The following is a 23,114-nucleotide window of genomic DNA, read 5'->3' as shown; positions in this document are numbered from 1 at the left end:
ATGAAGAAAGTAGTAAAATTTGGCGGCAGTTCATTAGCAAACGCAGAGCAGTTTCAAAAGGTAGCCGACATTATCCGTGCAGATGAAGCAAGAAGATATGTAATTCCTTCCGCACCGGGTAAACGCTTCTCAAGTGATATTAAAGTTACAGATATGCTTTATGAATGCTATGACATTGCTGAATCCGGTAAAAAATTTACCGCGAAGCTGGATAAAATAAAAGAGCGCTATAACGAAATTATCAAAGGATTGGAACTGGACCTTTCTTTGGATCATGAATTTGAAGTAATTCATGAAAATTTTGAGAACAAAGCAGGCAGCAACTACGCAGCTTCCAGAGGAGAATATTTGAATGGTATCATAATGGCAAACTATCTGGGCTATGAGTTTGTAGATGCCGCTGAAGTAATTTTCTTTGATGAAGCCGGAAACTTTGATGAAGTTAAAACAGATAAAGAACTTGCAAACAGATTAAAAGATACGGAAAGGGCGGTCGTACCCGGATTTTACGGTGCAAAACCGGACGGATCTGTTAAAACATTTTCAAGAGGCGGTTCCGATGTAACGGGTTCCATTGTTGCAAAAGCAATTCAGGCTGATTTATATGAAAACTGGACAGATGTATCCGGCTTTCTCGTGACAGATCCGCGGATCATTGAAAATCCGGAGGTAATCGAGACCATTACATACCGTGAATTAAGAGAGCTTGCATATATGGGGGCCACTGTACTTCACGAGGATGCTATTTTCCCGGTTCGCAAAGCGGAAATCCCCATTAATATTAAAAATACCAATGCTCCTCAGGAAAAGGGTACTCTGATCGTGGCTCATACCTGTCATAAACCGAAATATACGATTACCGGTATTGCCGGTAAAAAAGGTTTTGCAGCCATCAATATTGAAAAAGATATGATGAATGCGGAAATTGGATTTGGACGCAAAGTGCTTGGAGTGTTTGAAGAAAATGATATTTCTTTCGAACATATGCCTTCCGGAATTGACACCATGACCGTATTTGTACATCAGTCAGAATTTGAAGAAAAAGAACAGAAGGTACTTCAGGGAATCCAGCGAAATGTTCATCCGGATTATATTGATTTAGAATCCGATCTTGCATTGATCGCAGTAGTAGGCAGAGGAATGCGTTCTACAAGAGGCACTGCAGGAAGAATTTTCTCAGCGCTTGCCCATGCAAATATCAACGTAAAAATGATCGATCAGGGATCAAGTGAATTAAATATTATTATTGGTGTACGTAATGAAGATTTTGAGACGGCGATTAAAGCTATTTACGATATTTTCGTTACAATCCAGCTCTAACATCGATTCACCTGTCCCCATTATCGGTATGAATGTGCCAAAATGCCTGTATAACAGGAAATTTTGTATTTTCTGCCATAATAGTTTGACATGAAATTCACAATTCGTTATAATGTTTATACGATAGAGTAAACGAGATTATGCATTTGGAGGATGGTATTGTGGAGGAAAAGGAAATTTCAAAAGCCGTCATAAAAAGGCTGCCTCGTTATTACCGTTATCTGGGAGATTTGCTGGAGGATGGTGTGGAGCGGATATCTTCGAACGAATTAAGCGACCGCATGCAGGTGACAGCATCTCAGATTCGGCAGGATTTAAATAACTTTGGTGGTTTTGGACAACAGGGATACGGTTATAACGTGAAGTATCTTTACAATGAAATAGGAAAGATTTTGGGTCTGGATAAAACTTATAATATGATTATTGTAGGAGCCGGCAATCTGGGACAGGCATTGGCAAACTATGTGAAGTTTGAAAAGCGCGGGTTCTGGATTAAAGGTATCTTCGATGTAAATCCAAGGCTGCAGGGCGTGACGGTACGTGGAATTGCGATTCGGATGACAGATGATCTTCCGCAGTTTGTCAGGGATAATGAGATTAAAATTGCAGCGCTTACCCTGCCTAAGGAGAACGCTGAACAGATGGCGAACCTGCTGATTGAGAACGGCGTGAAGGCAATCTGGAATTTTGCTCATATTGATCTGCGCCTGCCGGAGGATGTAATTGTAGAAAATGTACATCTTTCAGAGAGCCTGATGCAGTTATCCTATAACATTAACCGTTATGAAAGAGAACATGAAATTAAAGAATAAGTAAGTGGACAAAATAACGCGTAGGAGGATATCAGAAAGATATTTTTACGCGTTGTTTTGCGTTTGAAAGTGGGTGAAAGATATGGAGTACCTGGTAACAGCAGAAGAAATGAAGCGCTGCGATCAGACAACAATAGAAAAGATAGGGGTACCATCCATGGTTTTGATGGAACGGGCAGCCCTGGCATGTGTGGAAGAGCTGGTGGACGGTAGTTTTAACCTTGAAAATGTACTGGTGGTGTGTGGAAGCGGCAATAATGGAGGCGATGGTTTTGCCATTGCAAGGCTGCTGCATCTGCGAGGGATAGCTGTTTGTGTATATTTTGCGGGAAATGAGGCATCTTGTACACAAGAAACCAGATTGCAGAAGAATATCTGCGAAAAATATGGTGTGATTTTTGTAAGTAAGTTGGGGGTAGGTGAATATACTAGTATAGTAGACGCTATGTTTGGAGTAGGTCTATCCAGAAATATCGAAGGCCATTATGCGGATGTGATCGGTTATATGAATCAGTCAGGGGCAGCTGTTCTGGCGGTGGATATAGCTTCCGGAATCAGTGCGGACACCGGGAAAGTGATGGGAACGGCGGTAAGGGCAATAAAAACAGTAACGTTTGCATTTAAAAAGATCGGCCACGTCTTATATCCCGGAACAGAGTATGCAGGGGGCGTCATTGTGAAGGATATAGGAATTACCGTGGATGGTTTTGGAAATCAGCTGCCTGGAGTCGTCTCTTACACAGAAAGGGATCTGCAGCTGCTGCCTCCCAGATTTGCGTATTCCAATAAGGGCACTTACGGAAAGGTTCTTGTAGTGGCCGGAACTTATAATATGTGCGGGGCAGCTTTTCTATCAGCAAAGGCAGCCTATAAAACAGGGGCAGGACTGGTGCGGATTTTCACGGAAGAGAGTAACCGTACCATGCTCCAGACTATGCTGCCGGAAGCAATTCTTACCACTTATGATACCTGTGATTACAGGCATGAGCAGTTGGAAGAAGCAGCAGAATGGGCAGATGTGATTGTATTTGGACCCGGAATTGGAAAGAAAGCAGAAAAGCGCAGAATGCTGGAACTTCTTATAAAGGTACAGGATAAGCCGCTTTTGATTGATGCAGATGGTCTGAATCTGCTGGCAGAAAATCCACAGCCTTTGGGCGAACGGAAACGTCCGGCAGTGGTGACGCCTCATGTGGGCGAAATGAGCAGACTCTGTCATGCAGAAAAAAAAGATATCCTGGATAACCTATTACAAACAGCGTGTACTTATGCATCTAAACAGAGAGTGGTCTGTGTATTAAAGGATGCAAGGACAATTGTATCAGACGGGCAGAAAATCTATGTGAACCAGAGTGGAAATAACGGAATGGCAGTGGGTGGTTCCGGGGATGTGCTTACGGGTATTATAGCAGGGTTGATGGCTCAGAAAATGCCGGAAGCCCAGGCGGCCAGACTGGGGGTATATCTGCACGGCCTGGCGGGTGATGAAGCACGGGACAGATGTGGTACATATGCCATGCTGGCAACCGATATCATTGAAGGATTACAGGAAATACTTATCAGAGGAGAAAAGGAACATGCAGAAATATAGCAGGGTCTGCGCTGTCATCAGCCTGGATGCCGTAGAAGAAAACTTTAAGAACATGAGAGCAAATACAAATCCGGAAACCAGGATGATTGCAGTGGTAAAAACCGACGGATACGGACATGGGGCAGTTCCTGTGGCAAAGCTTGTGGAAGATTATGATTATATCTGGGGATTTGCCGTTGCAACTGCGGAAGAGGCTCAGATTCTTAAAAGGAACCAAATCCAAAAGCCTATTCTGATTTTAGGCTATACGTTTGAAGAACATTTTGAAATGCTGGTAAGGCTTGATATACGACCGGTCGTGTTCAAATTGGATACGGCTATAGCCCTGTCGGAGGAAGCGGGAAGACAGGGAAAGACGATCTATGTTCATCTGGGATTAGATACGGGAATGAGCAGGATTGGATTTACAGATACAAAAGAGAGTATTGAAGTGATCCTGGAAATTGCTAAATTACCAAACCTTAAGATAGAAGGGCTGTTTACCCACTTCGCCAGATCGGATGAAGCAGATAAAACCAGTGCATGGGGGCAGTTTGCGCGCTGTCAGGACTTTTTGGAAAAATTGTCGGCAGCAGGGATTAGGATTCCCCTCAAACATTGCAGCAACAGTGCAGGGATTATCGATCTTCCGGAAGCGAATATGGACGCAGTGCGTCCCGGCATCAGTATTTACGGAATTTATCCTTCCCAGGAAGTAAAGAAGGAGAGTGTTCCGCTTAAGCCTGTAATGCAGCTCAAGAGCCATATTGTTTACATAAAGGAATTAGAAGCAGGAATTCCTGTCAGTTATGGTGGCACGTTTGTTACAGAAAAGAAAACAAAGGTGGCTACGATTCCGGTGGGATATGGAGATGGTTATCCACGCAGCCTGTCAGGTAAAGGATGGGTTTTGATTCATGGAAAAAAAGCGCCGATTCTGGGGAGAGTCTGCATGGATCAGTTTATGGTGGATATCAGTGAAATCGATGAAGCAAAGGAATTGGATGAAGTTACGCTGTTTGGGGAGAGCGAGGGGGCAATCCTGCCGGTAGAAGACTTAAGCAGTATCTGCGGACGTTTTCCGTATGAATTTGTCTGTGATATTGGTAAACGGATACCCAGGGTATATGTCCACAAAGGGGAGATTGTGTTGACGAGGGATTATTTTAACGAATAATGCCCGGTAAGTTCAATACCCTGCAGCCTGCTGCAGGGTATTGGATCCTTGCGGCATTCGCCGGACGGACATCAAGTTTGTCCGTTTGGGCCGATGCCGCAAGAATATGAACACAAAGATGCATACTCATGAAGAATATGGAAATACTAGAGTTAATCTTTAATTAGCCATAACGTATGAATCGGAGTGTGAAATGTGTGATTATTAAACGTGGAGATATTTTTTATGCGGACCTGCGGCCGGTAATTGGGTCCGAACAAGGGGGAATCCGGCCTGTTCTGATTATTCAGAATGATATTGGAAATAAGCACAGCCCAACAGTGATCTGTGCTGCCATTACATCGAAGATGAATAAGGCGAAGCTGCCAACCCATGTGGAAATAGATGCTGGAAAATATGCAATCGTAAAAGATTCGGTCATTCTTCTGGAACAGCTTCGTACCATCGATAAAAAACGATTAAAAGACAGAGTGTGTCATCTGGATATGGAAATCTTACGTCAGGTAGACCGGGCACTTAAAATCAGTCTGGAATTATCTACATAACTTGACTAATTCCCGGGAAGATGATATATTTTCTATTGATATGTAACTGTTTCATTGTTAAACCCCTGAATAGGGTAACTTTGAAAGTGATTTTCTTTCGCACTTAACAGTACAACAAGAAGGAGTATTTTTACAAATGGATAGTGGTGGGAGTCCTGCGACAGGATTCATCGTTTTTTTAATATTTATATTGCTGGATGCAGTATTATTTGGATTTGGATCTGCCGTTCAGGCACTGAATGAAGGCGAATTGGAGCGGGAAGAGGCACAGGGCAGCAGTAAAGCCAGGATGCTTCTGCGCGCCAAGGAGGCTCCGGACCAGCTGATTAGCACAATTCAGGTCACAACAACCCTTGTCTGTATGCTGACGGGCGGAGTAATGATGCATCCGGCAACTGCTTTATGGAAGCTGGTCCTGGATAGAACCGGTCTCGGACAAATATTGCCGATGGGTGTTTATCTTTTTATAAATGCGTTTTTGGCAGTTGTCTGTATGCTTTTTCTTTTGTATACATTTGGCATACTGCTCCCGAAAAAACTGGGAGCGCATTATTGCAGGAAATGGGCATTTGGACAGGTAACGCTTGTGCATACAATCGTGGTTCTGTTTAGTCCCGTTACATATTTATTTACATCAGTTGTAAATGTAATTATCCGGCTTTTTGGAATTGATCCGAAGAAATTGCAGGATGATGTAACGGAAGAGGAAATTATCTCTATGGTAAACGAAGGCCATGAACAGGGAGTCCTGGAAGCAAGTGAAGCGGAGATGATTAATAATATATTTGAATTCCGGGATAAAGAAGCCCAGGATATTATGACCCACAGGAAGAATATTATAGCGGTAAATGAGGAAAAAACCCTCAAGGAAAGCCTGCAGTTTATGCTGGACAGTACGAATTCCAGATTTCCGGTATTTGAGGATAATATCGATAATATTACCGGCATTCTGCATTTAAAAGATGCCATGCGTTTTCATACCAGAAAAGGATATGACAATTGGGCAATCAAAGATATACCCGAATTAATCCGGCCGGCCATATTTATTCCGGAGACCAGGAACATTAATCTTTTGTTCCAGAGTATGCAGTCCAAAAAGCTTCAGATGGTAATCGTTGCAGATGAGTATGGCCAGACAGCAGGGTTAATCGCATTAGAAGATATCCTGGAAGAGATCGTTGGGAATATTATGGATGAATATGATCTGGATGAGATGCTGATCGAGGAACTGCCGGACGGGAAATATATTATGGATGGTATGACGCCCCTTGAAGATGTAGAAGAAATACTTCATATAGAGCTTCAGTCAGATGATTTTGAAACATTAAATGGATATTTGATTTACCGTCTGGATAAAATACCGGACGAAAAAGAAGACTCAGAAATTATAGTAGACGGTTATGCGTTTAAGATATTAAACGTTGCCAACAAAACTATACAAAAAGTAAGAGTCAGCAAATCAGAGGAAGAGATTCCGAAAGAAATAACAAAAGAATAAAGAAAGATAAAAGGAGTAATCAAGATGTCAGGACATTCAAAATTTGCCAATATTAAACACAAAAAGGAAAAAAATGATGCTGCGAAAGGTAAGATCTTTACCATAATTGGAAGAGAAATCGCTGTTGCCGTAAAAGAAGGCGGAGCTGATCCGGATAATAACAGCAGACTTCGTGATGTAATTGCAAAAGCGAAAGCCAATAACATGCCAAATGATACCATAGACCGTGGGATTAAAAAAGCTGCCGGTGATGCAAATGCAGTTAATTATGAATATGTTTCCTATGAAGGCTATGGTCCTAGCGGTATTGCTATCATTGTAGATGCACTTACCGATAATAAGAATCGTACAGCTGCCAATGTAAGAAGTGCTTTTACAAAAGGAAGCGGAAGCATCGGAACACCCGGATGTGTGTCCTATAGCTTTGATAAAAAAGGGCAGATCATCATTGACAAAGAAGAATGTGAAATGGACGCAGATGATTTAATGATGATTGCTTTGGATGCAGGCGCAGAGGACTTCCAGGAAGAAGAGGACAGTTATGAGATCATTACAGATCCTGATGAATTCAGTAACGTGCGTGAAGCGTTGGAAAAAGAAGGCATCCGGATGGCGGAAGCAGAAGTAACCATGATTCCGCAAAATTATGTGGAATTGACGGATGAAACTGCGGTTAAGAATCTGCAGAAAACCTTAGACCTTTTGGATGAAGACGATGATGTACAGAATGTATACCATAACTGGGACGAGTAAGGCAGATTAAATAATTATGAGAACAGGACTTTATGTTTGTTTCCGATGGAGACTGGCATGAAGTCTTTTTTTGCTTTAAAGGAAAATAGGTAGGAAATAGTCTATATCCAGAACATTATCATAACTCATAGGTAAGTCAAGATTGACGCAACAAGTGTGATGTTTGCTATGAGAAGCATGTTGGCCGTGTATGAGGAGAATAAAGATGTGGACCTGCTTTGCGGAGACTGTTCGTTTCAGGAGGTGATTCCTGATTTAATGCGGATTGCAGGATATAGCAGGGATGAAAAACTGGCATTGCTGGGGAAAATAGTAACCAGGGGGATGCAGCAAGGGTTGTCCACTCTCGGAATTATGTATGATTATGCAATGCCGGGCATACAATGTGAAGGATTTATGACATCCGTATGGTTGATACAGAATACAGTGAATTTTCTGGTGCGGCGGCAAAGAATAAGGGTGATGATAACGATACCTGTAATGGTTTAGTAAATGCGATGGCAATATACAATCTCGATAGCCTGGAGAAGTACTATGGCACTCTGGATTTTGAGAAAATAATTTAAATTTGTATTAACACAAGTTAGAAATGATGTTATAATTATTATCATATATACGGATCGTTCTGAACTTTCGTACTCCCGTAATTCTAAATACTGATGAGGAATAGATAATGAATGGTGACAATTAGTAAGATTGCTGAAATAGCCGGTGTCTCAAGAGGAACGGTAGACAGGGTACTCAATAACCGCTATAAAGCAGCACGTGAAAAGGCGAAAGAACTGGAGGCTTTTGGAGTCAGTGTAAAGTTATATCTGATCAAGGAGTTGTCGGACCGGACTATTGAGCCCCTGCTTGCACAGGTAGAAGCGGATGCGCCGGACGGAATTGCGATACTGCCGCTGCAGATGGAGTCGATAGCAGTTTTCATAAAAAAATGGATGCAAAAAACGTACCCATAGTTTTTATGAATCTTGATATGGAAGATACCCAAAGGCTGTCTTATGTGAATTGGTTAGAGCCACACCGGATCTGGATGCGATTTATGTAGTAAATCCGGGCGATTATAGCATTTGTGAGGAAATAGCCAAAGTGGACATGCAGAAAAGAATTCGCATTATTACAAATGATATCGTAAGCAGACAGATGTATTTGATTGACAAAGTGTGATTGGTGCGACAATCGGGCAGCAACCTGAAAACAGAGGAATGTTGTCCATGAATTTAGGAGGAAAGTTATGTGCGGAGCAGGGAGTAAAGTAAAAAGATTGTTATTGGGAGTAGCGGCGGCGCTGGTATTTTTTAGTGTAGTCCCGGATGTATTACCGCTTACTCAGAATGTTTCCATGGTAAAGGCGGCTGGCATAAAAATTGTACCAAAGAATGTTACCTTGATTAAGGGACAGCGAAAAAAGCTGAAGGTGACAGGAACAAAGAAAAGAGTTACCTGGTCTATTAGCAATAGGAAAATTGCAGAGGTCAAAAAAGATGGAACACTGGTCGCAAAGTCCGGTGGTTCGGCTAATATAACGGCAAATGTCGGAGGCAAGAAATATAAAGGCAGCGTCAGGGTAGAAGTTCCCAAATTAAGTGCCAAAAGTAAGACCCTTAAGGTGGGACAGACTTATAATCTGAAGTTGGAAAAAACAAAGCAGAAGGTTACCTGGAGCAGTTCAAGAAACTCCGTTGCAACAGTAACAAAAAAAGGTAAGGTAGAAGGGAAAAAGACTGGGAGTGCAACCATAACTGCTAAAGTAGCCGGAAAGAAATTTACCTGCACCATTAAGGTAATTGCAAAAACAGATTCACCTGATAAATCCATTTCCGCAAGCCATACTAAATTAAAAAATTTCATTCTCTCCTATGGGGAAAGAAACAGCTCCGGAAATAGGTTTATCAAACAAACAGATGCCCGTTCAGGCTATACATTTGGCATCGTATATGAGAGTGCATATGACAGGTTTAGTTTTTTAAGTGTATTTGATGAAAGCGAAGCAAGCCTGGGGTTTTCCATGAAGGTAGAAACGGTCAGATCTGATTTGATCAAACCTGAACTTATTTTTTCGGTCAACAATTCATATGCCGGGTTCAGGGCAACTGCGGAATTTAATGCATCGAAATATAAGAGGAATTCTAAGGTTTACTTTACGATAAGCAATTATTCAGGGATAGTGACTGAGAGTGGTATACAGGAAACAGCTAATTTGGGACTGCAGTTATCGTTTATGAACTGGGATTATCTGCTGAGAAGCCAGACAGGCCTTTCCATGAAGGATATCGGGTTTACGTCATATAAATAATGGGCAAGAGTACCAGGGGCATCGGTCACAGATGCCCCTGGTTTTGTCTTCGCTTGCAACTTTTTCCCGGGAATGTTATACTAAAACGTGTTTTAAACTGCCGCAATTAATCAAATTGGAGGAAAACAGATGGTAAAATTTTTAAAAGAAAACAAAGCAGCCCTTGTTATCATATGCGCAGCCGCAGTATTCCTCATTGTAGGCGTGTTTAACGGGGAAGCAGCAACGGTGTTCCAAAAGGCAACCAATATATGCCTGGAATGCATTGGGATCGGATAAGGAGGCGTAAGATGGGAATATTGACAAAATTAAGGAATCACATACGTCTCGTTGTACAAATTGCATTTACAGCTGTTTCAAATGGTTATGTGAATGGATTTCTGGGTGGGACCATTTTTAAAGGAAGTACAAAAAATCTCTGTGTGCCGGGTTTGAACTGCTATTCTTGTCCGGGAGCATTGGGGTCTTGCCCCATTGGTTCGCTTCAGGCGGTGCTGGGCAGCCGGAAATACCAGTTCTCTTTCTATGTAATTGGTTTTCTGATGGCATTCGGAGCTTTCTTCGGCCGCTTTATCTGCGGGTGGCTGTGTCCTTTTGGACTTGTTCAGGATTTGCTTCATAAGATTCCGTTTCCGGTAAAAATACGGAAGGTTCCGGGTGATAAGTTTTTAAAGTATCTGAAATACATAATTCTGGTTGTATTTGTTATCATACTACCGATGTTTGCGGTAAATCTTCTGGGAAATGGAGACCCCTGGTTCTGTAAGTGGATTTGTCCTTCGGGAACACTTTTTGGCGGTATTCCGCTGGTATCAGCCAATCCTCCGCTGCAGGAAGCGATCGGCTTTCTGTTCAACTGGAAGATGGGAATCCTGATTTTAATCATAGTGCTGTCAATCGTAATATACCGCCCATTCTGCAGATATCTTTGCCCATTAGGTGCAATATACGGATGCTTTAACAAAGTGTCCATTTACCGCTATAAAGTGGATGATAAAAAATGTATAAATTGTAAAAAATGCCAGAAAGTATGTGAAATGAATATACCGGTATATGAGACGCCAAACAGTGCAGAATGTATCCGCTGCGGGAAATGCAAAAAATCCTGTCCTACGGGAGCGATATCCTCTACTATGTCAAAACTTTATGGTACATTTTACAAAAAATAGTGGGATTTATTGAATTTTTTCATATAATATATTGACCTTTTTCTTGAAATAGTGTATAGTCACATTTATGAACATGACGCTTTAATGCGAGAAAGCGTTGATTCGGAAAAGAAAATAGGAGTGAGGATATTATGAAAAAAGCATTATCTATGTTATTAGCAATGGGTCTTGTTGTTTCTATGGCTGTTGGATGCGGTTCAAATAGTGGAAGCACTGAGACTTCAGCATCAAAAGAGACAAGCGCAGCTTCTACAGAGGGTGCCGCTGCAGAAGGCGCTGCCACAGACGCAGCAGGAGACACGGATGCTGCAGAAACAGCAAGTGCAGCAAAAGCAGATACGGATAAGGTCTATAAGATTGGTGTCTGTCAGTTGGTGCAGCATGATGCTTTGGATGCGGCTTATGAAGGGTTTGTAGAGGGCTTGAAGGAAGCTGGATACGTAGACGGAGAAAATATCCAGATTGATTACCAGAATGCTCAGGGCGACCAGTCAAACTGCAGTACCATTGCGTCCAAACTGGTTAATGACCAGTCAGATTTAATTCTTGCAATTGCAACACCTGCAGCACAGGCATGCGCAAATGCAACAGAGCAGATTCCTATTGTACTTACAGCAGTTACAGATCCTGCAGCAAGCGGATTAGTTGAATCAAACGAAGCGCCGGGTGCAAATATTACCGGAACATCTGATTTGACACCGGTAAAAGAGCAGATGGACTTATTAAAGGAAATGCTGCCGGATGCAAAGAAAATTGCAATCCTTTACTGCTCCAGTGAAACCAATTCCAAGATCCAGGCTGATATGGCAAAAGAAGCTGCAGAAGCAATCGGATTGGAGACACAGGATGCAACTGTTTCTAACTCTAACGAGATCCAGCAGGTAGTTCAGAACCTGGTTGGTAAAGTAGATGCTATTTATGCGCCTACTGATAATATGATTGCAGCAGGAATGCAGACTGTTTCTATGGTAGCAAATCCGGCTGGTATTCCGATCATCTGCGGTGAAGAAGGAATGGTGAATAACGGAGGCCTTGCAACCAGAGGTATTAATTACTTCAATCTGGGTAAACAGACAGGGGCACAGGCTGCTAAAATTTTAGCCGGCGAAAGTGATCCTGCGGCTATGCCTATCGAGTATTTAAAAGATGTTGATACCGTAATCAACAAAGATGCAGCAGAAGAACTGGGACTTGAGATTCCGGCTGACTTACAGGAGTTTGTTAAAACACCGGCTGCAACAACAGAGGCTTCTTCAGAGGAGACTTCTGCGACAGAAGAATAAGAAAAGTGGCTGTTTCAAAAGGTATTTTGAAACGGCCATTTTATAACAATGGAGGTAGAGATGAACATTTTAATGGCAATATTTGGGGCAGTGTCCCAGGGATTATTGTGGAGCCTTATGGCACTGGGGGTATACATAACATTTAAAATATTGGACTTCGCAGATATGACATGCGATGGTAGTTTTGCACTGGGCGGATGTATCAGTGCGGTTTTTTGCGTTAAGCTGCATATGAATCCATTTCTGACCCTGTTTTTTGCACTGGCTGCAGGAGGATTGGCAGGAGCAGTAACTGGCATACTCCATACAAAGCTTAAGATTCCGGCTATATTATCGGGAATCCTGACGATGATTTCTCTCTACTCAATTAACCTGAGAATTATGGGGCAGGCAAATACGCCTATTAATACCAGAGAAAAAGGAACTGACACCATAGTAACAATGCTTGTAAAATTGCTGCCGGACAGTCTTCAGAAAAATACAAATATCAATACGATCGTAGTCTGTTTTATCGGACTGATTATAGCAATTGCCGCAATCGTCTTGCTCTATTGGCTCTTCGGAACAGAGATCGGAAGTGCACTGCGTGCTACCGGAAATAACGAAGCTATGATCCGGGCATTGGGTGTGGATACAGACAAAATGAAAATATTCGGTCTGGTTATCGGAAATGCCCTTGTCGGACTGTCAGGTGCTTTAGTTGTGCAGGCGCAGAAGGTTGCGGACGTAGGTATGGGAACCGGTACTATCGTAATCGGTCTTGCATCTATTGTAATAGGTGAAGTTGTTATGGGAAAACGTCTGAACTTTGCAGGAAAGCTTGGCTCTGCTATTTTAGGATCTATCCTGTATCGTGTAATTGTAGCAGTAGTTCTTCAGTTAGGTATGGATTCCAATGATATGAAACTGTTAACAGCGGTTATTGTAACAATTGCTCTGGCCGTTCCGGTATTTTCTAAAAAACTGGTAGTTAAGAATTAGGAGGCGAGCAGATATGTTGACAATAAAAGAGGTATATAAGACATTTAATCCCGGGACAATTAATGAGAAAAGAGCACTTCAGGGGCTGAATCTGCATGTCAACCCTGGGGATTTTATCACAATTATAGGCGGTAATGGTGCAGGTAAATCTACGATGTTAAATATGGTTGCCGGTGTATACCCCATTGATTCCGGAAGCATTGTGCTGGATGGGGACGATATTTCCAAAAAACCGGAGTATCAGAGAGCCGGAAATCTGGGGAGGGTCTTCCAGGATCCCATGATGGGAACGGCTTCCAGTATGGAAATACAGGAAAACCTTGCACTTGCTTACAGAAGAGGCAAGAAAAGAGGTCTGGGCTGGGGAATTACCAAAAAAGAGAAGGAAATATTCCAGACTGCCCTTAAGTCACTGGATTTAGGTTTGGAGGACCGCATGACTTCCAAGGTCGGGCTATTATCAGGAGGCCAGCGTCAGGCGCTGACACTGCTCATGGCTTCCCTACAGCGTCCGAAAGTGCTGCTGCTGGATGAACATACGGCTGCACTGGATCCAAAGACAGCCAAAAAAGTACTTGATCTCACGGTTAAGATTGTAGACACCCACAATCTGACTGCACTTATGGTTACGCACAACATGAAGGATGCCATCCGTATCGGCAACCGGTTAATCATGATGTATGACGGACATATTATCTATGATGTATCCGGTGAGGAGAAGAAAAATCTGCAGGTGGCAGACCTTTTGAAAAAATTTGAAATGGAAAGTGGCGGAGAATTTGCCAACGACCGAATGATTTTAGCTTAATTGTGAAAAAATTAATGGAAAAGATTGCTAATTTTATGATAATGATTTATTATAAAATTAGCATTTTTTATTTTTAAAATTATCCTTTCGTAAATTGTATGTTTAATGAGTAAGGCGGGGAATGAGGCGCAGGTTATGCAATGCAGGGGTTCTGTTAGACATGAATATAATATGGATTTCGGACAGCATGATGAGGATGTTAATTATTTGGCAATGCAGCAGTTTAGTGAGTCGAAGTGATGTTATATATTTGTAAGTATTAGTGAATCTTCTAAAATTATTTAAAAAAATACAATACTCATTGTTGAGAATTCATATATTGTATGTTATAATATCCCCATCTAAGGGTTATGATATATGACTCTGTGAAGCTTTTAACAAATAAGAGGAAAGGAGAGTGGATAACAGTGCATTTAGTTAAAGATGAAAATGGTAACATTTGTGCGCATGCGCATGAACATGTCCATCCTCACACCCATACCTACGAACACAACCATGCACATGACCATGAGCATGGCCACGAAGAGGAACATAAGCATTCTCATGATGGAAGTTGCAGCTGCGACAGTACATCCTGCAATGAGAGCAGTTGTGGATGCGGATGTGGTTCCGGGGAAGAAAACCCCAACAAAGAAAATATTGCGTTATTAACCTACATGTTACAGCATAATGAACATCATGCGGCAGAGCTGGATCAGATGGCGGCTAAGTTAAGAACAGCCGGTGCCGAAGGCGCAGCAGAACAGATCAAGAAAGCAGTAGATGAGTTTCAAAAAGGAAACATGTATTTAGGAGTTGCACTTGCAATGGTCAAGGAGCAGCAATAGGAGGTCATAGAGATGTGCTTAGCTACGGCATATAATATCAATAAAGAAGACAGTATTATTTTACAATATGTTAGTATGATCGAAGTGGAAGGCATGAACATCACTCTGACTGATGTAATGGGGGAACGAAAAGTCGTGGAAGGAACCATCGCTATGGTGGACCTGACCGGCGGAGTTGTTAAAATTAATTGTCCTGATTAGGAAGGATAATTAAAATAAAACTAAAAAAACGGAGGTATTAGTTAGATGAAAAGCGTAATCGACATTATGAAGGAGAGAACATCATTTTCTTTCGAGGTATTCCCTCCAAAGGCTGAACAGCCAATGGAACCATTATTAAACACACTGGACGAACTCTATCAGTTTGATCCGGATTTCATCAGCTGTACATATGGTGCCGGCGGTTCTAATGCAGGGCGTAATGTGGAAATTTGTAAAGCTATTGCGGACAGCGGACACAGAGCAGTAACTCATTTTACATGTATTGGAAACACAAAAGAAAAAATGAAAGCTGAGTTACAGGCATACCTGGATAATGGTGTAAACCATATTCTGGCACTTCGCGGAGACTTACCGGCAGGCTGGGAAGGAACACGCGGAGATTTCAACTATGCAAATGAATTGGTAGCATTCATCAGAGCAGAATTTGGTGATCAGTTTACCATCGCCATGGCCGGAGATCCTGAAAAACATATTCAATGTCCAACCTTTGAAGAAGATATTGCACATCTGAAAATGAAACAGGATGCAGGCGCTGATTATATTATGACTCAGCTTTGCTTTGATATTGAGCAGTTTAAGAGATGGGTAGATCAGATCAGAAATGCCGGAATTACACTTCCTATCGATGTAGGTGTAATGCCTGTATTAAACAAAGACGCTACAATCCGTATGGCATTGTCCATGAACGGATGTTCAATTCCAAGAGACCTTGCTGAAGTAATCAGTAAATATTACAATGATCCGGAAGGATTTAAAGAAGCAGGTATCGATTATACCGTACATCAGTTATACCAGTTCATTGGCGAAGGTGTAGAAGGTATACATTTATATGCATTAAACAAATCTGCTGCAGTTTCCGAAATCTTAACAAGATCCGGACTCAGAACAAAAGCAGAATAGACTATAGGGAAATGACAGGAGGCACCCGTTATGACACATACAATTGCAGTTGCAGGAAAAGGCGGAGTGGGAAAAACCACAATTTGCGGACTTATTATTCAGTATCTCTGTGAAAAGGGAAAAAGACCGATTTTGGCAGTAGATGCTGATGCGAATTCAAACCTGAATGAAGTTCTCGGAGTGGAAGTAGATATGACTCTGGGCGATATCAGAGAAGAAGTGGCACGTGCGGAAAACAGTGTAAAGAACCCTATTCCGGCAAGTATGTCTAAAGCAGACTATATGGAAATTATGTTCAACCGCTGTATGGTGGAAGAAGATGATTATGATTTACTTGTTATGGGAAGAACCCAGGGAAAAGGCTGCTATTGTTTTGTAAACGGACTGCTTCAGACACAGCTTACAAAATTGCTGCCGAATTATAAATACATGGTGATGGATAATGAGGCGGGGATGGAACATATCAGCAGAGGCGTCCTGCCCAAAGTTGATACCATGATACTGGTTAGTGACTGTTCCAGAAGAGGAGTACAGGCTGTAGGGCGGATTGCAAAGCTTGTAAACGACTGTGAGATGAATCCGAAGGATATGGGATTGATTATCAATCGTGCTCCAGATGGAGAACTGAACGAAGGAACCCGTGAAGAAATTGAAAAACAGGGTTTAAAGCTTTTAGGAGTCGTTCCGCAGAACTCGGATGTATACGAATTTGACTGCGATGGAAAGCCTACAGTTGAACTTCCTGAGGATTCACCGGTGAAAAAAGCGATAAGAGATATTGTGGATGCATTAGGTCTTTAATATTATGAGTTATTAATTCCCCTTGATGGAAGGGATCACCAGACACCAGGGGGATTAATTTTAAAGAGAAATATCCCGTGGGGGCGGATAATACGAAATGAATTTCGTATGTTGGGATAAAAACAGCCCCGGGAAAACAACCCAATTTTAAAGGAGGTTTATAATGGGAAACTTTAAATTAACAACAGTAGAAGAATTTGAAGCGGCTACAGCCAGATTGTTGGAGACAGGCGCAAAGGTTGGTGCTGATGCCTGGCAGTTCAGAGTAAAAAACCAGACACCACACTGTAAATTCGGCGAGACAGGTGTCTGCTGTAAAATCTGTGCTATGGGACCTTGCCGTATTACTCCAAAGGCTCCAAAAGGAATCTGTGGATGTGACGTACATGGTATCGTAGGAAGAAATTACCTTAAATTTACAGCAGGCGGATCTGCTACACATTCCGATCATGGTCGTGAAATCTGCCATACACTTTATGAATCAGCTGCGGATGGCAACTACAAAGTAAAAGATCCGGAAAAATTACTTCGTATTGCTAAAGAGTGGGGTGTAGAGACCGAAGGAAAAGATATCTACGATCTGGCTCACGAAATCGCTGAAATGGGTATGATGGAATATGGTAAGCCATTCGGAACCCAGAGATTCTTAAAGAGAGCACCAAAACATACTCAGGAAATCTGGGAAAGAGAAGAAATTGCACCAAGAGCAATTGACCGTGAAGTTTCATGTTCTTTACATATGGCTCATATGGGATGTTCCTCCAAACCGGAAGCGCTGATCAGACAGTCATTCAGAGCAGGTCTTTCTGATGGTTGGGGCGGATCCATGATGGGAACGGAATTCTCTGATGTTCTCTTTGGAACACCGAAGCCGGTTGATACAGAGGCAAACCTTGGTGTTATGGAAGTGGAAAACGTAAATATCGTTGTTCACGGACATGATCCTTCACTTTCAGAAATGATCTGTGAATATGCGGATGATCCTGAATTAATTGCTTATGCGAAAAGCAAAGGTGCTAAAGGCATTACCGTATCCGGTGTGTGCTGTACTTCCAATGAAGTTGCTATGCGTCGTGGTATCCCGATGGCAGGAAACTTCTTACAGCAGGAAAACGTAGTACTTACAGGAGCTTGTGAAGCGATTGTAGTTGACGTACAGTGTATTTTCCCGGCACTTGGTCCTTTAAGCAAATGTTTCCATACAAAATTCATCACAACTTCTCCGATCGCTCAGATGCCGGATTCTGAATTTATCAGATTCAATGCTCATACAGCAGGCGAGAACGCAAAAGCGATTGTAAAAGCTGCTATTGACAACTTCGAAAACAGAAATCCGGATCTGATCTACATCCCGGATATGAAACAGAAAGCTACTGTTGGTTATTCTGTAGAAGCAATTGTTAAAGTGTTGGATGGCGTTACAAATTCACAGGTAGATGAGACAGGAACAACAAAACCATTACTGGAATGTATTACATCCGGTGTACTCCGTGGTGCTGTTGCTATGGTTGGATGTAACAATCCGAAGATCAGACCTGACCTTGCTCACATCGAATTAATGAAAAAATTAATCGCAAACGATATCGTAGTCATTGCATCCGGTTGTGCTGCTCAGGCGGCTGCTAAGGCAGGACTTATGGACAAAGCTGCAAAAGATATTTGCGGTGCAGGTCTTAAGAGAGTTTGTGAATTAGCTGATATCCCTCCAGTATTACACATGGGATCTTGTGTTGATATCAGCCGTATGATGATTCTTGCATCTGAACTTGCAAAAGATTCAGGACTTAATATTTCTCAGCTTCCGGTTGTGGGATGTGCTCCTGAGTGGATGTCTGAAAAAGCGGTATCCATTGGTAACTACGTAGTTTCTACCGGTATCGATACATTCCTTGGAGTTGATCCTTATGTATCCGGTTCCAGTGAAGTTGCAGAGTTACTGACAAGCGGCGTAAGAGAATGGGTTGAAGCAGCATATACGGTTGAAAAAGATATAGATAAGCTTGTAGATGCTATGATTGACAGAATTGAAGAAAAGAGAGCGGCTCTTGGTATCTAATCGGGAGAACGCTGCTATTGGCAGCAGATTGGAGTTAAAATGAAAATTGCAGTTACCGGAAAAGGCGGAGTAGGAAAGACAACTTTTGCGGCCACTTTGGCAAGGTTATATGCACAGGAAGGGAAGAATGTCCTGGCGGCGGATGTGGATCCGGATGCAAATTTAGGATTAGCCCTTGGTTTTTCTGATGAAGAATTAGATCAGATCGTACCGATTACCAAAATGCGTAAGCTGGTGCAGGAACGTACCGGTGCAAATGACGACAATAAGTTTTATAAGATCAACCCGAAAGTAGACGATATCCCGAATAAATTTGCAAAGTCAGCAAACGGCGTAAAACTGCTGGTTCTTGGCACCGTTGATACGGCTGGAAGCGGCTGTGTATGTCCGGAGCATGTAATGCTCAAAAGGATTATCAATCATCTTGTTTTAAGAAGCGATGATGTGGTAATCCTGGATATGGAAGCGGGCCTGGAACATCTGGGACGGGGAACTACCGAGGGAATGGATCAGTTTGTGGTTGTAATTGAACCCGGTGCAAGAAGCATCCAAACCTACAAGAATGTAAAGCGTCTTGCAACGGACCTTGGTGTGAAGCACGTGCGGGTTGTGGCGAACAAGGTGCGTAATGAAGAGGACGAAGAGTTTATAAAATCCAAAATTCCGTCAGAAGATTTATTGGGCTTCATTCACTACAACACGGAAGTGATCGATGCGGACCGGCAGGGAAAATCCCCCTTTGATTTTAGCGACACCGCAACAGAAGAGATAAGAAAAATAAAAGAAAAGATCGATAATACAAGTATCTGATTGGAGGTATAACAGTGACATTATTTGATAGAGTATTTAGTGGAAATGATGCCGTATACGGATTGACAGAGCAGGCAATTGACGGTGCAATCGCACAGCATGGCGCTGATAAAGCAGTAAGTTTTCCAAATACAGCATACAGCTTACCTTGTTACTATGGTGTAACAGGAACAAAAATCGCTAATTTAGGTGATTTAAAAACAGCTCTCGGAGTTGTAAAATCTTTAATGACCAGAGAAAAACGTCTGAATGATGCATTTATGTCAGGTGTTGCTACAGCTCTGTGTGCAGAGTTTATTGAAGTGTTAAAATATATTGACGGAGCTGCTCCTTACGAAGATCCATGCTATGGACATTTAAGCGATGCAATTATCCGTGAGCTGGGCGTTCCTCTTGTTACAGGAGATATCCCAGGTGTAGCTGTAGTCCTTGGTACTGCACCAACTGCACAGGAAGGTGTTGACCTGATTAAGAGCTATCAGGCACAGGGTATCCTGGTAACATTGGTTGGCGGAATCATTGACCAGTGTGCAGAATTAGGATATAAAACAGGCGCTAACGTTCGTGTTATTCCGTTAGGAAAAGATGTAACAAGCGTAATCCACGTAGTATCCGTAGCAATCAGGGCAGCTCTGATCTTCGGTAATATTACAGCAGGAGATGCAGGCGCGTTAATGAAATATACATTTGAAAGAGTTCCAGCATTTGTAAATGCTTTCGGACCTTTGGATGATGTAGTAGTTGCCTGTGGAGCTGGTGCAATTGCACTTGGTTTCCCGGTAGTTACAAACGAAACAGAAAATATCTTCCGCGTACCAAAGAGCTTAATCGTTCAGGAAGATGTAGCGAAATTCAACGCAACATCTCTGGAAGCAAGAGATATTAAGATTAAAATCACCAAGATCGATATCCCGGTTGCATTTGCATCTGCATTTGAAGGTGAAATCATCCGCCGTGGTGATATGCAGGTAGAATTCGATGGTTCCAGAGTTGACTGTTTCGAATTAGTACAGGCAAAAGAAGCAACAGAAATCGAAGATCATAAGATTGAAGTAATCGGACCGGACTTTGACGAATTCGAAGTTGGAAGCAAACAGAGTATTGCTTACATAGTAGAAGTTGCAGGAAAGAACATGCAGTCTGATTTCGAGCCTGTATTTGAACGTAAATTCCACTCCTACATCAACTGTATCGAAGGCGTAATGCATACCGGACAGAGAGATATGATCCGTGTACGTGTGAGCAAAGATACCTTTAATGCAGGATTCAGAGCAAAACATATCGGTGAAGTTCTGTATGCTAAAATTAAGAGCGAATTTGCAGCAGTTGTTGACAAATGTCAGGTTAAAGTTATTACGGATGCAGCGGAATGTACAAAACTTCGTTCAGAACTGGCTGTACCAAGCTATGACAAACGTGATGAAAGACTTAGTACATTAACAGATGAAGGTGTTGACGTATACTACAGCTGTATTATGTGTCAGGCATTCTCACCGTCTCACGTATGTGTTGTTACACCTGAAAGACTTGGACTTTGCGGTGCTGTTTCATGGCTGGATGCAAAGGCTACCAACGAACTTGATCCTCAGGGACCATGCCAGGTTATCACAAAAGGCGGCTTAATTGATGAAAGAACCGGATCTTACCAGGATGTTAACGATGCGGTTAAGAAATATTCCCAGGGTGCTCTTGAAACAGTAACCTTATATTCTATCATTGAAGATCCTATGACATCTTGTGGATGTTTTGAGTGTATCTGTGGTATTGAGCCATTATCCAATGGTGTATGTATTGCGAACCGTGAATATGCAGGAATGACACCAATCGGTATGACGTTCCCTGAATTAGCTTCCATGACAGGCGGCGGTGTTCAGACACCAGGTTTCATGGGACATGGTAAACACTTCATCGCTTCTAAGAAGTTCATGAAAGCAGAAGGCGGTGTTGGCAGAATCGTATGGATGCCAAAAGACTTAAAAGATCAGGTTGCTGAGAAGTTAAATGCTACCGCGAAAGAATTATATAATATCGATAACTTTGTTGATATGATCGGTGATGAAACAGTAGCAGAAGATCCGGAAACATTATTAGCATACTTAGAAGAAAAAGGTCATCCGGCACTTAGCATGGAACCAATGATGTAATTTGATTTAAGAATCACCAAAGCTTTTGTTTATACCGGAGATATCTATAAATATTCAGTAAATTCAAGGGTTTTTAATGGGAGTGTTCTTAAAGAAGTACAAAGATTTTATGGATTTTTAAGGCAGACTGTTGTAAAATATAATTATGTTTTACAACAGTCTAAAAACATGAAGGAGGTTTATTAGAAATGCCATTTAATGCAAAATCAGGAAAGTTCAGCGCAAATATTAACACTGTTGAAATTGGATGCGGGGACAAGAAAATTACCATAGGCGGAGAAAATGTATTACCATTTTATACCTTCGATGCTCCTATCGAAAACGCACCAAAAGTAGGTGTTGAGATCACAGACTTCGGTTTAGAAAATGAACCGGAATTTATTCAGAAATATTATGAAGGCTGTGCAACTGTAGCTGATATGGCTAAAAAAGCCGCGGCTATGGAAGGCGCTGATTTCCTTTGCCTGAGATTAGAAGGCGGAGATCCCAACGGAGCTGACAAATCTACAGAGGAATTAATTCAAATCGTAAAAGATGTTGCAGCAGCAGTAGACGTGCCACTTGTTATTGCGGGATGCAAGAACGTTGAAAAAGATGCAGAACTTTTAAGCAAAGCTGCCGAAGTACTGGAAGGCAGAAATGCAATGCTTTTAGCAGCAAAGGAAGAAAACTACAAGACAGTTGGTGCAGCAGCAGGCCTGGCTTATAAGCAGGTAGTAGGTGCTGAATCAGCAGTTGATATCAACCTTGCAAAACAGTTAAATGTATTATTGTCACAGTTAGGTGTCAGCAGTTCTAACGTTGTTATGAACGTAGGTACTGCAGCAGCAGGTTATGGTTTTGAATATGTTGTTTCCACCATGCAGAGAGTAAAAGCAGCAGCTTTATCTCAGAATGATGGAATGTTACAGATGCCGATTATAACACCGGTAGCATCTGAAACATGGGGCGTAAAAGAATCAATGGCTTCAGAAGCTGATATGCCTGAATGGGGAGATGTTGAACAGCGCGGTATTGATATGGAAGTAGAGACAGCAGCAGCAGTTTTAGTTTCCGGATCAAATGCAGTTATTTTAAAACATCCTGTATCAGTTGCAACTATTTCAAAATTAGTCAAAGAATTAGTATAATTGCTGCTT

General features: G+C 42.0%; 24 protein-coding genes. All 24 read left to right on the top strand.

Annotated elements, in window-relative coordinates; all coding sequences use genetic code 11:
* The 24 genes from QR40_RS22260 to acsD all read left to right on the top strand — a co-directional run bounded on the left by QR40_RS22260 (position 1) and on the right by acsD (position 23,105).
* Complete coding sequence (locus tag QR40_RS22260) at positions 1 to 1,320, top strand: aspartate kinase (protein WP_027293910.1); 1,320 nt, start codon at positions 1 to 3, stop codon at positions 1,318 to 1,320.
* 161 nt (positions 1,321 to 1,481) lie between these two features.
* On the top strand, positions 1,482 to 2,132 hold the full coding sequence (locus QR40_RS22255) for a redox-sensing transcriptional repressor Rex (RefSeq protein WP_027293911.1): 651 nt from the start codon (positions 1,482 to 1,484) through the stop codon (positions 2,130 to 2,132).
* Between the two features lie 82 nt (positions 2,133 to 2,214).
* Complete coding sequence (locus QR40_RS22250) at positions 2,215 to 3,723, top strand: bifunctional ADP-dependent NAD(P)H-hydrate dehydratase/NAD(P)H-hydrate epimerase (protein WP_044296788.1); 1,509 nt, start codon at positions 2,215 to 2,217, stop codon at positions 3,721 to 3,723.
* Positions 3,710 to 4,879, top strand: coding sequence for an alanine racemase (gene alr, locus QR40_RS22245; protein ID WP_027293913.1), 1,170 nt, complete (start codon positions 3,710 to 3,712; stop codon positions 4,877 to 4,879). Before QR40_RS22250 ends, alr begins: the two co-directional genes overlap by 14 nt.
* Before the next feature lie 197 nt (positions 4,880 to 5,076).
* Positions 5,077 to 5,424 carry a type II toxin-antitoxin system PemK/MazF family toxin gene (locus tag QR40_RS22240; RefSeq protein ID WP_027293914.1) on the top strand — a complete coding sequence of 116 codons (348 nt, stop codon included), beginning with the start codon at positions 5,077 to 5,079 and terminating at the stop codon, positions 5,422 to 5,424.
* A 136-nt stretch (positions 5,425 to 5,560) separates the two neighbouring features.
* Entirely contained in the window at positions 5,561 to 6,922 is a 1,362-nt protein-coding gene (locus QR40_RS22235) for a hemolysin family protein (RefSeq protein WP_044296787.1), read from the top strand.
* A 24-nt stretch (positions 6,923 to 6,946) separates the two neighbouring features.
* Positions 6,947 to 7,675, top strand: coding sequence for a YebC/PmpR family DNA-binding transcriptional regulator (locus tag QR40_RS22230; RefSeq protein ID WP_027293916.1), 729 nt, complete (start codon positions 6,947 to 6,949; stop codon positions 7,673 to 7,675).
* Between the two features lie 168 nt (positions 7,676 to 7,843).
* Positions 7,844 to 8,164, top strand: a complete 321-nt coding sequence (locus QR40_RS22225; RefSeq protein WP_152614263.1) for a hypothetical protein — start codon at positions 7,844 to 7,846, stop codon at positions 8,162 to 8,164.
* A 188-nt stretch (positions 8,165 to 8,352) separates the two neighbouring features.
* A complete protein-coding gene (locus QR40_RS33845; protein ID WP_044296783.1) occupies positions 8,353 to 8,637 on the top strand; it encodes a LacI family DNA-binding transcriptional regulator in 285 nt (94 codons plus the stop codon).
* A 49-nt stretch (positions 8,638 to 8,686) separates the two neighbouring features.
* Positions 8,687 to 8,845: a hypothetical protein gene (locus tag QR40_RS31925; RefSeq protein WP_156042883.1), complete on the top strand. Its 159-nt coding sequence runs from the start codon at positions 8,687 to 8,689 to the stop codon at positions 8,843 to 8,845.
* Positions 8,846 to 8,912: 67 nt separating this feature from the next.
* A complete protein-coding gene (locus QR40_RS22215) occupies positions 8,913 to 9,974 on the top strand; it encodes an Ig-like domain-containing protein (RefSeq protein WP_044296782.1) in 1,062 nt (353 codons plus the stop codon).
* Positions 9,975 to 10,103: 129 nt separating this feature from the next.
* Positions 10,104 to 10,253 (top strand): CD1871A family CXXC motif-containing protein, encoded by a 150-nt coding sequence (locus tag QR40_RS22210; RefSeq protein WP_044296781.1) that lies wholly within the window; start codon positions 10,104 to 10,106, stop codon positions 10,251 to 10,253.
* 11 nt (positions 10,254 to 10,264) lie between these two features.
* Positions 10,265 to 11,143, top strand: a complete 879-nt coding sequence (locus QR40_RS22205; RefSeq protein WP_044296780.1) for a 4Fe-4S binding protein — start codon at positions 10,265 to 10,267, stop codon at positions 11,141 to 11,143.
* 131 nt (positions 11,144 to 11,274) lie between these two features.
* Positions 11,275 to 12,426, top strand: a complete 1,152-nt coding sequence (locus tag QR40_RS22200; RefSeq protein WP_063837589.1) for an ABC transporter substrate-binding protein — start codon at positions 11,275 to 11,277, stop codon at positions 12,424 to 12,426.
* Between the two features lie 60 nt (positions 12,427 to 12,486).
* Complete coding sequence (locus tag QR40_RS22195; protein WP_197041661.1) at positions 12,487 to 13,407, top strand: ABC transporter permease; 921 nt, start codon at positions 12,487 to 12,489, stop codon at positions 13,405 to 13,407.
* A gap of 13 nt (positions 13,408 to 13,420) precedes the next feature.
* On the top strand, positions 13,421 to 14,215 hold the full coding sequence (locus QR40_RS22190) for an ABC transporter ATP-binding protein (protein ID WP_027293921.1): 795 nt from the start codon (positions 13,421 to 13,423) through the stop codon (positions 14,213 to 14,215).
* Between the two features lie 407 nt (positions 14,216 to 14,622).
* Positions 14,623 to 15,042, top strand: coding sequence for a DUF8180 domain-containing protein (locus tag QR40_RS22185; protein WP_027293922.1), 420 nt, complete (start codon positions 14,623 to 14,625; stop codon positions 15,040 to 15,042).
* A gap of 12 nt (positions 15,043 to 15,054) precedes the next feature.
* Positions 15,055 to 15,243, top strand: coding sequence for a CooT family nickel-binding protein (locus QR40_RS22180; protein ID WP_027293923.1), 189 nt, complete (start codon positions 15,055 to 15,057; stop codon positions 15,241 to 15,243).
* Between the two features lie 45 nt (positions 15,244 to 15,288).
* Positions 15,289 to 16,164, top strand: coding sequence for a methylenetetrahydrofolate reductase (locus QR40_RS22175; protein ID WP_027293924.1), 876 nt, complete (start codon positions 15,289 to 15,291; stop codon positions 16,162 to 16,164).
* Between the two features lie 30 nt (positions 16,165 to 16,194).
* Positions 16,195 to 16,965: an ATP-binding protein gene (locus QR40_RS22170; RefSeq protein ID WP_044296779.1), complete on the top strand. Its 771-nt coding sequence runs from the start codon at positions 16,195 to 16,197 to the stop codon at positions 16,963 to 16,965.
* Positions 16,966 to 17,128: 163 nt separating this feature from the next.
* A complete protein-coding gene (gene cooS, locus QR40_RS22165) occupies positions 17,129 to 19,021 on the top strand; it encodes an anaerobic carbon-monoxide dehydrogenase catalytic subunit (protein WP_027293926.1) in 1,893 nt (630 codons plus the stop codon).
* A gap of 39 nt (positions 19,022 to 19,060) precedes the next feature.
* Positions 19,061 to 19,831 (top strand): ATP-binding protein, encoded by a 771-nt coding sequence (locus QR40_RS22160; RefSeq protein ID WP_027293927.1) that lies wholly within the window; start codon positions 19,061 to 19,063, stop codon positions 19,829 to 19,831.
* 14 nt (positions 19,832 to 19,845) lie between these two features.
* On the top strand, positions 19,846 to 21,975 hold the full coding sequence (gene acsB, locus QR40_RS22155) for an acetyl-CoA decarbonylase/synthase complex subunit alpha/beta (RefSeq protein WP_027293928.1): 2,130 nt from the start codon (positions 19,846 to 19,848) through the stop codon (positions 21,973 to 21,975).
* A gap of 188 nt (positions 21,976 to 22,163) precedes the next feature.
* Positions 22,164 to 23,105, top strand: a complete 942-nt coding sequence (gene acsD / locus QR40_RS22150) for an acetyl-CoA decarbonylase/synthase complex subunit delta (protein ID WP_027293929.1) — start codon at positions 22,164 to 22,166, stop codon at positions 23,103 to 23,105.
* Positions 23,106 to 23,114: the final 9 nt, after the last annotated feature.

This window comes from Robinsoniella peoriensis, assembly GCF_000797495.1.
Lineage (GTDB): Bacteria > Bacillota > Clostridia > Lachnospirales > Lachnospiraceae > Robinsoniella > Robinsoniella peoriensis.
This window is presented reverse-complemented; position numbering and strand designations above follow the sequence as displayed.